The organism is Sphingomonas sp. ID0503 (assembly GCF_048565625.1).
In the GTDB taxonomy this organism is placed as follows: domain Bacteria; phylum Pseudomonadota; class Alphaproteobacteria; order Sphingomonadales; family Sphingomonadaceae; genus JBLZUR01.
Window position 1 is genome coordinate 2,139,937 of record NZ_JBLZUR010000002.1, and the last position, 14,129, is coordinate 2,154,065.

Here is a 14,129-nt window from a genome sequence, read left to right on the forward strand (position 1 = left end):
GGCGGGCGAATGTCCTTCCTCGCACTCTTGATCATGGTCGTCGGGCTCGGCGCGGCGGGCTTCGTCGCCGGCCGGGTCCGTGCGCTGGCGTTCGCCCGCGGCCCCGGCGCGCGGCCCCACTCGCTGCCGGTGCATCACGGCCTCTATGTGGCACTCTGGGCGGCGATCCCCGCGCTGATCTTCGTCGCGGTCTGGACGCAGCTTGGGCCCTCGCTCGCCGTCGATACGATGCTGGCCAGCCCCGAGGCACAGGCACTTCCGGCCGAGCCGATGGAGCGGCAGGCGATCGTCAGCGAGGTGACCGGCCTCGCTAGCGGCACGATCACCGCCGCGTTCAACCCGCTCTCCGACACGCTGTTGCCGGTGTACCAGGCGGCGGCGCATCGTTACGCGCTGATCGGCTATGTGCTTGCGGCAATCCTGGCGCTTGCTGGCGGGGTCTTCGCCTATTCGCGCCTTAGCCATGCCTTCCGCGCGCGCACCAAGGTCGAGCGCATGGTGATGGGCGGGCTGCTGCTCGCCTCGCTGATCGCAATCCTGACGACGGCGGGCATCGTCGCCTCGCTGCTGTTCGAATCGTTGCGCTTCTTCTCCCAGGTCTCCCCGATCGAATTCCTGTTCGGCACGACCTGGAGCCCGCAGACCGCGATCCGCGCCGATCAGGTCGGATCGTCCGGTGCCTTCGGCGCGGTGCCGCTGTTCTGGGGCACGATCTTCATCGGCGCGATCATCGCCATGGCGGTGGCCATTCCGCTCGGCCTGATGACCGCGATCTATCTCACCCAATACGCCCGCCCGAGCGTCCGCAAATGGCTGAAACCGACGCTGGAGATGCTCGCAGGCGTGCCGACCGTCGTCTACGGCTATTTCGCCGCGCTGACCCTCGCGCCCTTGATCCGGCAGGCGGCGGTGTCGATCGGCATCACCAGCGCCTCGTCAGAAAGCGCGCTCGCCGCCGGTCTCGTCATGGGCATCATGATCATCCCGTTCGTCTCCTCAATGGCAGACAATTCCATCGCCGCCGTGCCGCAGGCGATGCGCGACGGCAGCCTGGCGATGGGTGCCACCACGTCGGAGACGATCAAGCGCGTCCTGGTCCCCGCCGCGCTTCCCGGCGTGGTCGGCGGCGTGCTCCTGGCTGTCAGCCGCGCGATCGGCGAGACGATGATCGTGGTCATGGCCGCCGGCCTCGCCGCCAACCTCACCGCCAATCCCTTCGCCAGCGTGACCACCGTCACCACCCAGATCGTGCAGCTGCTGACCGGCGATCAGGAGTTCGACAGCCCGAAGACGCTCGCCGCCTTCGCCCTCGGCCTCGTCCTCTTCGTGGTCACCCTGCTCCTCAACATCGTCGCGCTCCGCGTGGTGAAGAAGTATCGGGAAGCGTATGAATAGCACCGCCCTTGCCGCGGGTTCCCCCGCGCGCGACCGCCTGGTGGCGGAACGGGTGCCGACCGACTGGAAGACCGACGTGATGCAGAAGCGCATCCGCCGCCGTTACGCGGCGGAGCGGCGCTTTCGCCTGCTCGGCCTCGGCGCGGTGCTGCTGTCGGTCGCGTTCCTCGCCTTCCTGCTGGTCACGATGATCAGCAACGGCGCGCGCGGCTTCACCCAGACCGAGCTGAAGCTGCCGATCGATATCCCCACCTCCACGCTGATCATCGATCCCGCCGCGCTGAAGACCAATGCCGACCAGACCCTCGCCACCGCCGATCTGGAGGGCCTCGCGGCGAAGGCGGCGGACGCCCGCTTCGGCAAGGGCGGCGCGCGGCTGCTGTCCGACGGTGCCTGGCTGACGGTGCGCGACGCGATCAAGGCCGACCCCTCGATCCTCTCGAAGAAGACCGAGATCTGGGTCCCCGCCGCCACCGGCATCGATCTCGCCGCCAAGGGCAAGGGCAGCGCCGATGCGAAGGCGCGCTACGACCGCCTCAAGGCCGAGGGCGCGGTGAAAACCGGCTTCAACCCCGGTTTCCTCACCAAGGCGGATTCGACCGATCCGACGGTGGTCGGCATCTGGGGCGCGCTCAAGGGCTCGATCCTGACGATGGCCGTCACCCTGATCCTCGCCTTCCCAATCGGCGTGCTCTCGGCCCTCTACCTTGAGGAATATGCGCCCCGGAACCGCTGGACCGACATCATCGAGGTGTCGATCAACAACCTCGCCGCCGTGCCCTCGATCATCTTCGGCCTGCTCGGCCTTGCCGTGTTCCTGAACACGATGGGGATGCCGCGCTCCGCTCCGATCGTCGGCGGTCTGACGCTCGCGCTCATGACCATGCCCGTCATCGTCATCGCCGGGCGCAACGCGATCAAGGCCGTGCCGCCGTCAATCCGCGACGCAGCGCTCGGCATCGGCGCCTCGCCGGTGCAGGTCGTCTTCCATCACGTCCTGCCGCTCGCTTTGCCCGGCATCCTGACCGGTACGATCATCGGCATGGCCCGCGCGCTCGGTGAGACCGCGCCCCTGCTGATGATCGGCATGCGCGCCTTCATCTCCGCCCCGCCCGCCGGCCTCACCGAGCCGGCGACGGTGCTACCGGTGCAGATCTTTCTCTGGTCGGACGAGGTCAGCCGCGGCTTCGTGGAGAAGACCTCGGCCGCGATCATCGTGCTGCTCGCCTTCCTCCTCGCGATGAACGGCCTCGCCATCTATCTCCGCAACAAGTTCGAACGACGCTGGTGACGAAACCGATGACTGACACGCTGAACGACATCGCCGGCACCCAGGACGCCGCCTCGACGGAGACGACGAAGATGGCGGCGCGCGGCGTCAATGTCTTCTATGGTGAGAAGCAGGCGATCAAGAACGTCTCGATCGACGTCAGCCAGGAGAACGTCACCGCCTTCATCGGCCCGTCGGGCTGCGGCAAGTCGACCTTCCTGCGCACGCTCAACCGCATGAACGACACGGTCTCCTCCGCGCGCGTCGAAGGCGTCATCACGCTGGACGGCGACGACATCTACGCGTCCGGCATGGACGTGGTGCAGCTGCGCGCCCGCGTCGGCATGGTGTTCCAGAAGCCCAACCCCTTCCCCAAGTCGATCTACGAGAACGTCGCCTACGGTCCGCGCATCCACGGCCTCGCCCATGCCAAGAGCGATATGGACGGCATCGTCGAGAAGTCGCTGAAGCGCGCCGGCCTCTGGGAGGAGGTGAAGGACCGCCTCTCCGACAGCGGCACCGCGCTCTCGGGTGGTCAGCAGCAGCGCCTGTGCATCGCCCGCGCCATCGCCGTCGATCCCGAGGTTATCCTGATGGACGAGCCCTGCTCCGCGCTAGACCCGATCGCCACCGCCAAGATCGAGGAGCTGATCCACGAATTGCGCGGCCGCTACGCCATCGTGATCGTCACCCACAACATGCAGCAGGCGGCCCGCGTCTCCCAGCGCACCGCCTTCTTCCATCTCGGCACCCTCGTCGAATACGGCGACACGTCCGAGATCTTCACGAATCCGCGGGAAACGCGGACCAAGGACTACATCACCGGCCGCTACGGCTGAGGAGAGAGATACCGCAGATGGCGACCACCACCTCCCACACCGTCAAGGCTTTCGACGACGACCTCAAGGAACTCCGCGCTTTGGTCGCGGAGATGGGCGGACGCGCGGAGGCGGCGATTTCCGACTCGATCACCGCGCTCACCCGCCGCGACCTCGATCTCGCCGCCCGCGTCGTCGATGGCGACAAGCGCATCGACGATATCGAGGCCGAGATCGAGCGGCTCTGCGTCCGTCTGATCGCGCTGCGCGCCCCGATGGCCGACGACCTCCGCGACGTGCTCGGCGCAATGAAGATCTCCGGCGTGATCGAGCGCATCGGCGACTACGGCAAGAACATCGCCAAGCGTGTCCCCCTCCTCTCCGGCGTCCGCAACATGGAGCCGCTGTCGATCCTCCCTGCCATGGCGCGTGCCACGCTCGACATGGTCAAGGGCGCGCTCGACGCCTTCGCCGCGCGCGATGCGCAGGCGGCGGTGCGCATCTGCGCGCAGGACAAGCAGGTCGACGATTTCTACAATTCGCTGTTCCGCGCCCTCCTCACCCACATGATGGAGAACCCGCAGACGATCAGCGAGGCGACGCACCTCCTGTTCATCGCCAAGAACCTGGAACGGATCGGCGACCACGCCACCAACATCGCCGAGACCGTCTATTTCGCCGCCACCGGCCGCCACATGGCGGACCGCCAGCGCGGCCAGGACATGCTGACCGCGGAGGACTGACATGGGCGCACGATTGCTGCTGGTCGAGGATGACGACGCGCTGGCCGAACTCTTGATCTACAATTTCCAGCGTGAGGATTTCGAGGTCTCGCGCACCGCCGATGGCGAAGAGGCCCTCCTACTCGCGCGGGAAGAGACGCCCGATCTCGTCCTGCTCGACTGGATGATCGAGGGCGGCGTCTCCGGCATTGAGGTGTGCCGCCGTCTGCGCAAGATGCCCGATACGCAGAACGTGCCGATCATCATGCTCACCGCGCGCGGCGAGGAGGAGGATCGCATCCGCGGTCTCGAAACCGGCGCCGACGATTACGTCACCAAGCCATTTTCCCCGCGCGAACTGGTCGCCCGCGTCTCGGCTGTCCTCCGCCGCGTCCGCCCCGCGCTCGCGGGTGAGCGTCTGGAATATGGCGGAATCGAAATGGACACCGTCGCCCATAAGGTGAAGCGCGACGGCGCGACCTTGGCGCTCGGCCCGACCGAGTTCCGCCTGCTCCGCCACTTCCTGGAACATCCCGGCCGCGTGTTCAGCCGCGAGCGCCTGCTCGACAGCGTCTGGGGCCGCGACAGCGACATCGAGGCACGCACCGTCGACGTCCACATCCGCCGCCTCCGCAAGGCGATCAACGTCGGCGACGCGCCCGACATCATCCGCACGGTCCGCTCGGCGGGCTATGCTTTGGACAGCGAGGCGGTAGCGTAGGCGCGAGCGCCCCTTTCAGGACACCGTCCCGCGCCGCACAGCCTCCCCCGCCCGTTCCGCCTCTCCCCAAGCCGTTCGCGCTGAGCCTGTCGAAGCGCGAGTGAGACGGTCATCTCCAGCCCTTCGACAAGCTCAGGGCGATCGGCGTAGGAGATTATAAGCCGCGGTGTCGGGTGGCGGGCGGCAAGACAATGCCGACCACAGCCCCACACACATGCACCCCGTTCGCGCTGAGCCTGTCGAAGCGCCGGCACCGGCTCCCCGACAAGCTCAACCCAAACGGAACGAAGCTTACGCCGCCAGCACCACGCGACGACGCGAAACGCGGCTCGCCCCGCCGACCAGGCCGAAGCCGGCGATCATCATCGCCCAGCTCGCCGGCTCCGGCACCGCCGGCGTGACCGCGTTGCCGGCCTTCTGGACGCCGATGGTCACCTTGGCGATCGCGTTGCTGCCGAAGGTGACGCCCGCCAGGTTCGAGAAGGTGACGTTGAACTTGGTGCCGTCCGCCGCCGTCAGCGACTGCACGGGGTTGTCCCAGACCACCGCGCCCTTGACCACGCCGGGCGTGAAGAAGCCGCCGAGGCGCAGGTACGATGCCGTGGCACCCGAGGACGCCGCGTCGACGATCGGGCTGGTGAAGGCGAGGACCGCATCGATCCGCGCGTTCAGGTCGCTGCCGAAGCCGGCGGAGACGTTGAACTCGGCGAAGTCGAAGGTCTTGCTCGCACCCTCGTCGATCGAAAGATCGGCGAACGGCAGCAGCAGGCTGGCCGAAAGCGCACAACCGGCGGACGGCGCGCAGATGCGCCCGTTCTCGACGACCGAGATGCTCGATGCCGCCGCGTCGAACTGGAAAAGAGTCGCCGCGAACGCCGGCGACGACGAAACGAGGGCGCCGGCCAGGCCGGTCGCGATCAGGGTCAGATTACGCACGATTGTTCCTCCCGTTCCGATGCGCCGTCTGGATTTACGAACACCGGTAAGGCAGGCGTAATGATCTTTAATGATTCGGTAACGTTCTAAGATTGGTTAAGAAACTGGCGTTTCGGTGATTCTGTTTCGGTCTGGCACAGATGCTCGTGTATTGCTCAAACAATACACCTGTGCTATCCCGTCGGGGAGAGGACTTGGCCGGCATGTATAGCGAGAGCGATATCGACAGCGCGGTGGAGGCGGGCGCGCTCACTCCGGCGGCGGCGCAGGCCTTCCGCGATCATGTCGCCAGCGGCCGGGCGACGCCGATGGTGGATGAGGAAAGCTTTCGCCTGCTCACCGGTTTCAACGACATCTTCGTGTCGATCGCCACGATCCTGTTCCTCGTCGCAGTGGCTTGGATCGGCAGCGTGATCGCGAACGGCGCGTTCTACGGCGATAGCCAGGGTGCCACACAGCTGGTCTTCGCAGGCACCCTCCTGTTCGGCGGCGCGGGCGTGGCGGTCGCCAGCTGGCTGCTCGCATCTTATTTCACCGCCAGGCGGCGCATGGCGCTCCCCTCGATCCTGCTGATGCTGACCTTCGTCGGCGGCGTCACCGCATTGGTCTTCGGTCTCGCCGCCCTCTTCCTCGACAATCCCAGCGATCGGGTGATGGGTCTCGTCTCGGCCAGCGCCGGGGTCGCGGCGGCCCTGGCGGCGCTCGCCCATTGGCGGCAGTATCGCGTGCCGATCACGGTAGCGGCGCTGACGGTGGCAGTGGTCGGCGTCGCCGTCGGCCTGCTGACCGCCGCCGTGCCGAGCGCGGTGGCTGGGTTGCGCTGGCTGCTCCTGATCGCCGGCCTCGGCATCTTCGCTTTCGCCATGCGCTGGGACATGTCGGATCGCGAGCGGCAGACGCGCCGCTCCGACGTCGCCTTCTGGCTCCACCTCGCCGCTGCCCCGATGATTGCCCATCCGGTGTTCTGGACGCTTGGCGTCACCAGCGGCGACCTCGGCGGCGGCGTGGCGGTGATGGTGATCGCCCTCTACGTCTTCTTCGGCCTTGTCGCTTTGGCGATCGACCGCCGCGCCCTCCTCGTCTCCTCGCTCGCCTATGTCCTCTACGCGCTCAGCAGCCTCTTCGAACGCTTCGGCGCGGTCGGCCTCAACGTCGCCCTCACCGCCCTCCTCATCGGCTCCGGCCTCCTCATGCTCTCCGCCTTCTGGACCTCGCTGCGGCGGGTGGTGGTGGGGCGGCTTCCGGCCGATTTGCAGGCGCGACTGCCGGCGTTGGATCGGCCACTGGTGGTGCGGCCGGCGTAAGTTCTCGTGCTGACGGAACGGGTGGAAGTGGTAGATTCCGGACGTTGCATAACAGCTCTTGTGCTGCTCTGATCCTCCCCTGGAAGGGGAGGGGGACCGCCGCCGCAGGCGGTGGTGGAGGGGTAGCGCGCCGCATGCTGCACGGTCCGAAGATCACGCAAAAGCGTGCAGCGGTGCTCCGCCGCACCATGACCTTGCCAGAGGTTCTTTTGTGGCAGGCATTGCGTGGACGACCGGCCGCTTTGCGGTTCCGGCGTCAGCATCCGGCAGGACGCTATGTTCTGGATTTCTACTGCCCAACCGTTCGCCTGTGCGTCGAAGTGGATGGCGAGGCGCATGGCCGGGGCGATCAGCCCACCCGAGACAAGGAGCGCGATGCGTGGTTGCGATCACAGTCCGTTCGCGTCCTTCGTATTCCTGCATCCCACGTGCTGCGGGATGTTGATACCTGCGTGCTTCACATCGTGCGCGTCGCTCGTGGAGACTACCCCTCCACCGCCTTCGGCGGTCCCCCTCCCCCTCCGGGGGAGGAATAGAAGCGTCCGCAACTGGGCGATTGCGCCGCGCGCACTCCCGTCATCCAAGACTTGACTCGGGATCCAGTCGCGCTCGCTTGTAGATCGAAGCGTAGCGCCGAATGGACCCTGACTTTCGTCAGATGACGGCGAGACAGTTCGCGCTGTCCTACACCCCTCCGCCTGCGATACATGGCCGGTCCCCTGATCGGAGGACATCGTGCGGCCGCGACACCATCGCAACTTAACGACTCTGCATGTGCATGGCCAGGCAGCCGCAACTTATGCCGCGCGCGGACCCGCTGCGAGCCGCAACTTACGCAACTTAGCGGTCTGCGATCATCCTCCCCCGCAAGGGGGAGGTGGCAGGCGCAGCCTGACGGAGGGGGAGGATGGGGCTTCCTTCGTATGGAGAGGGCACCGCCGTCCTCCCCCTCCGACGCCTTCGGCGCCACCTCCCCCTGGCGGGGGAGGATGGAAAGAGGTCGCCACCCTTCACCAGCCGCAACTTCCGCAACTTTACATTTCTGCAATCAGGCCTCAGCCGCCCACTCCGCCTTCGGAACCCCCATCGCGTACAACAGCACCGACAAATCCCCCGCGTCGATCCGCGCCGCCGCCGCCTCGGCCGTCTTCGGCTTGGCATGATAGGCCACGCCCAGCCCCGCCTCGCGGATCATCGGGATGTCGTTTGCCCCGTCGCCGATCGCAATCGTAGCGGCGCGCGGCACCGCGCCCCTCGCCATCTCCTCCAGCAGCACCTGCCGCTTGGTCTCGGCCCCGACGATCGGCCGCGCCACCGTGCCGGTCAGCGTGCCACCTGCGATCCCCAGCGTGTTGGACAGCGCCCGGTCGAACCCGATCTCGGCCGCGACCTTGTCTGCGAAGACGGTGAACCCGCCCGACACCAGCACGCAGCGTCCACCCCGCGCCTTCACCGTCCGCACCAGGGCCTTGGCACCCGGCATGATCCGCACCCGCTCCTTCAAACAGCGGTCGATCGCGCCCTCCTCCAGCCCCTTCAGCAGCGCGACCCGCGCATCCAGCGCCGCCTCGAAATCCAGCTCGCCGCGCATCGCCCGCTCGGTCACCTCGGCGATCTCCGCCTTGATGCCGGCGTAGTCGGCCAGCTCGTCGATGCACTCGACGGTGATCATGGTGGAATCCATGTCGGCGACCAGCAGGCGCTTGGCGCGATCCGCCTCACGCTGCACGACAACGTCGATGCCGGCATTCAGCGGCTCCAGCGCCGCCCGCGCCACGACGGCGTGACCGTCGAAGCAGAGGTCGCTCGCCTTTCCCGCCTCGACATCGCGTACCGTGGCGGACAGCCCCGCGTCCGACAACGCATCGAGCGCCGCCGAAATGTCGGACGGGTTGAGCCGATCGGCTGCTATCAGCGTGGCGATGAACACAGGAACCCCCTCGAAATCGCCAGAGAAACCGGCGGTCGCGCTTATTGCCGGGCCGACCGCATCGGGCAAGTCGGCGCTGGCGCTGGCGATCGCCGAGCGGACCGGCGGCGTGATCGTCAATGCCGATGCCAGCCAGGTCTATGCCGACCTCCGCATCCTCACCGCCCGCCCCGCGCCCGAGGAAGAGGCTCGCGCCGAGCACCGCCTGTTCGGCCATGTCGACGGCGCCACCGCCTGCTCGGCGGCGGACTGGGCGGAAGAGGCCAGGGCGGTCGTCGCGCAGGTGACGGCGGCGGGGCGCCTGCCGATCCTCGTCGGCGGCACGGGCCTCTATATCCGCACCCTGCTCGACGGTATCGCGCCCATACCGGACATCGACCCTGATATCCGCGCCTTCGTCCGTGCCTTGCCCCTGCCAGAGGCGCGAGCCCTGCTGGAGGCGGCGGACCCGGAGGCGGCGGCACGGCTCAACCCCAACGACACCACCCGCACACAGCGCGCGCTGGAGGTCGTGCGCGCGACGGGCCGCACCCTCGCCGCCTGGCAGGCGGACCGCGGCGGCGGCATCGGCGGGCAGATCGACCTCCGCCCGATCGTCATCACCCCTCCCCGCGACCTGCTCTACGCCCGCTGCGACGCCCGCGTCGGCCAGATGATCGAAACAGGCGCAGTGGAGGAGGTCGCGCAACTCCGCGCCCGCCACCTCGACCCCGCACTTCCTGTCATGCGCGCCATCGGCGTACGGCCGATCATGGCCCATCTCGACGGCACGCTCACCCTCTCGGAAGCCGCCGATCAGATCAGGGCCGAAACGAGGAAATATGCCAAGCGACAGGTGACCTGGTCCCGCCACCAGTTCAACGCGGCATGGCCGAGATACGAGGACATCGAAGAAGCGTTAACCGCGTTCTTTCAGAACCCTCTAACCATCTCTGGCCACGGTTAGTTTCCGATCCGCAACGTAAATACCTGCCGTTCTTTGAGGATACGGCGATGAAGGCAGCTTCTCTCACGTTCACGATCGCTCTTGCGCTGACCGCGGGCGCGGCGCGTGCCGCCACGACCTTCGACTACAATCTCTTCGTCCTCGGCGACATGACCGCGAGCGGCAGCGACGTGGAGGGCCGTGTCGCCGTCCGGGGCAACGCCAATCTCGGAGGCTACAGCGTCGGGCTGAAGGCGCCGGCCGGCGACAACCTGGTCGTCGGCAGGAACTTCACCGCGATCGGCGGATCGACCAGCGGCAACGTCGTCGCGGGCGGCTCGATCAACACCTGGAGCTACGGCTTCGGCGGCAGCAAGACGGCGAACGCCACGACCCTGCCCGTCGACTTCGCTGCCGAATCCACCCGCCTGTCCAACCTTTCGACCACGCTGAAGGGCTACAGCGCCAACGGCAGCACCGAATACAAGTGGGGCCAGCTTTTCTTCACCGGCACCAGCGACACGCTGAACGTCTTCACCGTCACCGCCGATCAGATGCGGAACAGCAATACCTTCCACGTCAACGTGAAGAACGGCTCGCAGGTCCTGTTCAACATCAGCGGCGCCAATGCGGCGATGCAGTACGCCGGCTTCGATCTCGTCGGCGTCGATGCCAGCAAGATCCTCTACAACTTCCATGACGCGACCAGCCTGTCGTTCAGCGGCATCGGCGTCCAGGGCAGCGTCCTCGCCACCAAGGCGGCTTATAATGGCGGCTATGGCAATGTGGACGGCCAGATGATCGTCGGCAGCTTCAACGGTCCGACGCAGATCAACTACAAACTCTATAGCGGCACGCTGCTGAACTACGCGCCCGCCACGCCGACGCCCCCGGGAGCAGGCGCGATCCCGGAGGCGTCTACCTGGGCGCAGATGATCGCCGGCTTCGGCTTGCTCGGCGGCGCGCTCAGGCGGCGCCGGTCCGCGCTGCGGACGGCCTGATCGGCTGAATGGAAAGGAAGGACCGGCGGCGCGCGCCGGCCCCCCGGTTACGCCAAGCTACATACGATGGAGCGGTTACGCTCGCGGCGTGTTATAGGAGGGAGATGCCGGCCGTCCTTGTCGAATGGCAACTTGGGTCGTCTTCGTTGCGTATCGGCTAGGACGCGGTAGCCTTCAGGAACGCGATGCCAGATGCGACGCCCTTCGGTGATGTCTCGCCAGAGACCTCGGCATTGCTCGGGGGTGTGTGCGTACGCCGCCGCTTCGCGCGGGGGGAGACGCTCTACGATCAGGGTTGCCCCGCCCACGAACTGATGATGATCGAAACCGGGCGGGTGAAGGTCACCCGTCTCACCGAAGCCGGCGATGCCCACACCCTCATCGTGGTCGGCGCGGGGGAGGTCATCGGCAGCATCGCGGTCGTGCAGGACAAGCCGCACCGCATCTCCGCCGTCGCCGCAACTGCGGTCACCGCTCTCGGCTGGAACGCGCGGGTGGTCCGGCAGGCGCTGGTCCAGGATCGCGCTATCTCCGCCCAATTCCTTCAGTTCGTCTCCCGCCGCTCCGACGAATTGATCGAACTGCTCGACGAAACGGTCTCCCTCTCGGTCGAGGAACGGCTGGCCCGCGCCCTGCTCCGCCTCGCGGGGAAGTTCGGACGGCACACCGAGGAGTTGTCCATCGCGGTGGCGGTCGGACAAGCCGATCTGGCGGAGATGGTGCGCACCACCGTGCCGACGATCAGCCGGATCATCACCCGCTGGCGACACGACCAGATCGTCGGCGGCAGACGGGGCGAGGTCGTGATCCGCGACATCGCTCGGCTCGCTGAACGGGGCCGGCTGGTACTCGACTGAAGATCGTCACAAAATAATTCTCGATCGGCCTGACGCGGAATAATGTTTTTGCGAGCTATCATTTGTTGTTATTTAAGTACGATCTTGTCGTTGACTCCAGCAACGTCGCTCGGTAAGGCCGCCGCCTCATCAAGGACGAAGATGATGCAGAGCGAGACGAGCGGCGCGGAAATCCTGGTTCAGGCCCTGGTTGATTGCGGGGTCGAGGTCGTGTTCGGCTATCCCGGCGGGGCGGTGCTGCCGATCTACGATGCGATCTTCCGCTCCAAGGCGATCCGCCACATCCTCGTCCGGCAGGAGGGTGGCGCTGCCCATGCGGCGGAGGGCTATGCCCGCGCCACGGGCAAGCCGGGCGTCATCCTTGTCACCTCCGGCCCCGGTGCCACCAACGTCGTTACCGGCATCGCCGACGCGATGATGGACTCGATCCCGCTCGTTATCCTGACGGGACAGGTCCCCACCAACCTGATCGGCAGCGACGCGTTCCAGGAATGCGACACGGTCGGCATCACGCGGCATTGTTCGAAGCACAATTACCTGGTGAAGGACCCCGCAAAGCTCGGCGACATCGTCCACGAGGCGTTCCACATCGCGACCTCAGGTCGGCCCGGGCCCGTTGTCATCAACCTGCCCAAGGACGTGCAGGTCGCAAAGGCACGCTACACGGGCAAGCCTACCGAGATCAGGCACAAGAGCTACCAGCCGCAGACCAAGGCCGACCCTAAGCTGATCGAGGCCGCGGTCGAGATGCTGGCGGCGGCGGAGCGACCGATCCTCTACACCGGCGGCGGCATCATCAACTCCGGCCCTCACGCGACGGCGGCGTTGCGGGAACTGGCGGCGCTGACCGGCGCGCCGGTCACCTCGACGCTGATGGGTCTCGGCGCCTACCCCGCCTCCGGCCCGCAATGGCTCGGCATGCTCGGCATGCACGGCACCTATGAGGCGAACCACGCCATGCACGGCGCGGACCTGATCCTCGCGCTCGGCAGCCGCTTCGACGATCGCGTGACGGGGCGGCTCGACGCCTTCAGCCCGAAGTCGAAGAAGATCCACGTCGATATCGACCGCTCCTCGATCAACAAGACCGTTCGCGCTGACCTCGGCATCGTCGCCGATGTCGGCTCCGCCATCGAGGACATCATCGCGCTGTGGAAGGCGCGCGGCTACGGCAAGCAGAACCTGCAGGAATGGTGGGCGCGGATCGACGGCTGGCGCGCGGTCGACTGCCTCGCCTTCACGCAGGCGGGCAGCGAGATCATGCCGCAGCACGCGATCAAGGCGCTGTACGAGGCAACGAAGCATCGCGCGCCAATCATCTCGACCGAGGTGGGGCAGCACCAGATGTGGGCGGCCCAGCATTTCGGCTTTGAAGCGCCGAACAAGTGGCTGACGTCGGGCGGTCTCGGCACGATGGGCTACGGCCTGCCCGCCGCGATCGGCGCGCAGCTGGCGTTCCCCGACGAACTGGTCATCGACATCGCGGGCGAGGCCTCGATCCAGATGAACATCCAGGAGCTGGGAACGGCGGTGCAGTACCGCCTGCCGGTCAAGATCTTCATCCTCAACAACGAGTATATGGGCATGGTCCGCCAGTGGCAGGAACTGACCTATGCCAGCCGCTATGCGGAAAGCTATTCGGACGCCCTGCCCGATTTCGTGAAACTGGCGGAGGCCTATGGCTGGAAGGGCATCCGCATCGAGACTGCGGGCGAGCTGGAGGACGGAATTGCCGCCATGCTGGCTCATGACGGGCCGGTGATGGTCGACTGTCGCGTGACGAAGCTCGCCAATTGCTTCCCGATGATCCCGAGCGGTGCCGCCCATACCGACATGATCCTGCAGGCGAACGAGGTCTCCGGCGAGATGGATGATGAGGCGAAGGCGCTCGTCTGATGGCGCGGCTGGCGTTGCGCATCCATGTCAGTGAGCCCTGGACGTTCGAGCGGGAGAACGAGAGCGCGGATCTGACCGGCTGGACGGCCGATCACCGCTTCCTCGACAAGCCCGACTGGCTCGTCCATCTCGACAAGCCGATCACAATCGCCAAAGAGGCGTTCGGGGCGGTACAGATCTCGCCCCGCTATGTCGGCGAGGATTTCTGGGCGGTGATGGACAACCCGTTGGTCAACCTGACCGTGAACATCGTGCCGCACGATCCCGAAAGGCCGCGCGACGACGATCGCCCGTCACCCCTGGTGGGGCTGGTGGCGCAAGGCTTCGCCGATCAACCCTCTTCCAGGCAGTAGT

Annotated in this window: 14 protein-coding genes; 12 read left to right on the forward strand and 2 right to left on the reverse strand. The window is 66.7% G+C overall.

Annotated features, from left to right (window positions below; all coding sequences use genetic code 11):
- Nucleotides 1-9: 9 nt before the first annotated feature.
- Genes pstC through phoB form a run of 5 tightly spaced genes read left to right on the forward strand, consistent with a single transcriptional unit; the run spans nt 10 to nt 4,926 of the window.
- Nucleotides 10-1,395 (forward strand): phosphate ABC transporter permease subunit PstC, encoded by a 1,386-nt coding sequence (gene pstC, locus ACM608_RS11465; protein ID WP_419683350.1) that lies wholly within the window; start codon nt 10-12, stop codon nt 1,393-1,395.
- A complete protein-coding gene (pstA, locus tag ACM608_RS11470; protein ID WP_419683351.1) occupies nt 1,388-2,686 on the forward strand; it encodes a phosphate ABC transporter permease PstA in 1,299 nt (432 codons plus the stop codon). Before pstC ends, pstA begins: the two co-directional genes overlap by 8 nt.
- A gap of 8 nt (nt 2,687-2,694) precedes the next feature.
- Nucleotides 2,695-3,504, forward strand: coding sequence for a phosphate ABC transporter ATP-binding protein PstB (gene pstB, locus ACM608_RS11475; protein ID WP_419683352.1), 810 nt, complete (start codon nt 2,695-2,697; stop codon nt 3,502-3,504).
- Nucleotides 3,505-3,521: 17 nt separating this feature from the next.
- Complete coding sequence (gene phoU / locus ACM608_RS11480; protein WP_419683353.1) at nt 3,522-4,226, forward strand: phosphate signaling complex protein PhoU; 705 nt, start codon at nt 3,522-3,524, stop codon at nt 4,224-4,226.
- 1 nt (nt 4,227) lies between these two features.
- Nucleotides 4,228-4,926, forward strand: coding sequence for a phosphate regulon transcriptional regulator PhoB (phoB, locus tag ACM608_RS11485; RefSeq protein WP_419683354.1), 699 nt, complete (start codon nt 4,228-4,230; stop codon nt 4,924-4,926).
- Nucleotides 4,927-5,217: 291 nt separating this feature from the next.
- Here the strand turns inward: phoB and ACM608_RS11490 are convergent, their stop codons facing one another.
- Complete coding sequence (locus ACM608_RS11490; RefSeq protein ID WP_419683355.1) at nt 5,218-5,862, reverse strand: PEPxxWA-CTERM sorting domain-containing protein; 645 nt, start codon at nt 5,860-5,862, stop codon at nt 5,218-5,220.
- A gap of 203 nt (nt 5,863-6,065) precedes the next feature.
- Between ACM608_RS11490 and ACM608_RS11495 the strand changes: the two genes are divergently transcribed.
- Both ACM608_RS11495 and ACM608_RS11500 read left to right on the forward strand, forming a co-directional pair.
- On the forward strand, nt 6,066-7,166 hold the full coding sequence (locus ACM608_RS11495) for a hypothetical protein (RefSeq protein WP_419685183.1): 1,101 nt from the start codon (nt 6,066-6,068) through the stop codon (nt 7,164-7,166).
- Nucleotides 7,167-7,300: 134 nt separating this feature from the next.
- Entirely contained in the window at nt 7,301-7,702 is a 402-nt protein-coding gene (locus ACM608_RS11500) for an endonuclease domain-containing protein (RefSeq protein WP_419683356.1), read from the forward strand.
- Between the two features lie 512 nt (nt 7,703-8,214).
- Here the strand turns inward: ACM608_RS11500 and serB are convergent.
- A complete protein-coding gene (serB, locus tag ACM608_RS11505; protein WP_419683357.1) occupies nt 8,215-9,096 on the reverse strand; it encodes a phosphoserine phosphatase SerB in 882 nt (293 codons plus the stop codon).
- Here serB and miaA point away from each other — a divergent pair.
- From miaA to ACM608_RS11530, 5 genes are all read left to right on the forward strand, one after another.
- Entirely contained in the window at nt 9,089-10,042 is a 954-nt protein-coding gene (miaA, locus tag ACM608_RS11510) for a tRNA (adenosine(37)-N6)-dimethylallyltransferase MiaA (protein WP_419683358.1), read from the forward strand. The genes serB and miaA overlap by 8 nt on opposite strands.
- 47 nt (nt 10,043-10,089) lie before the next feature.
- The gene (locus ACM608_RS11515) at nt 10,090-11,022 is read left to right on the forward strand and encodes a choice-of-anchor A family protein (protein WP_419683359.1); all 933 of its coding nucleotides are present in this window, start codon (nt 10,090-10,092) and stop codon (nt 11,020-11,022) included.
- A gap of 185 nt (nt 11,023-11,207) precedes the next feature.
- Entirely contained in the window at nt 11,208-11,879 is a 672-nt protein-coding gene (locus ACM608_RS11520) for a Crp/Fnr family transcriptional regulator (RefSeq protein WP_419683360.1), read from the forward strand.
- A 144-nt stretch (nt 11,880-12,023) separates the two neighbouring features.
- Complete coding sequence (locus ACM608_RS11525) at nt 12,024-13,775, forward strand: acetolactate synthase 3 large subunit (RefSeq protein WP_419683361.1); 1,752 nt, start codon at nt 12,024-12,026, stop codon at nt 13,773-13,775.
- A complete protein-coding gene (locus tag ACM608_RS11530; RefSeq protein WP_419683362.1) occupies nt 13,775-14,128 on the forward strand; it encodes a hypothetical protein in 354 nt (117 codons plus the stop codon). The genes ACM608_RS11525 and ACM608_RS11530 overlap by 1 nt, the downstream gene beginning before the upstream one ends.
- The last annotated feature ends 1 nt before the right edge of the window (nt 14,129 follow it).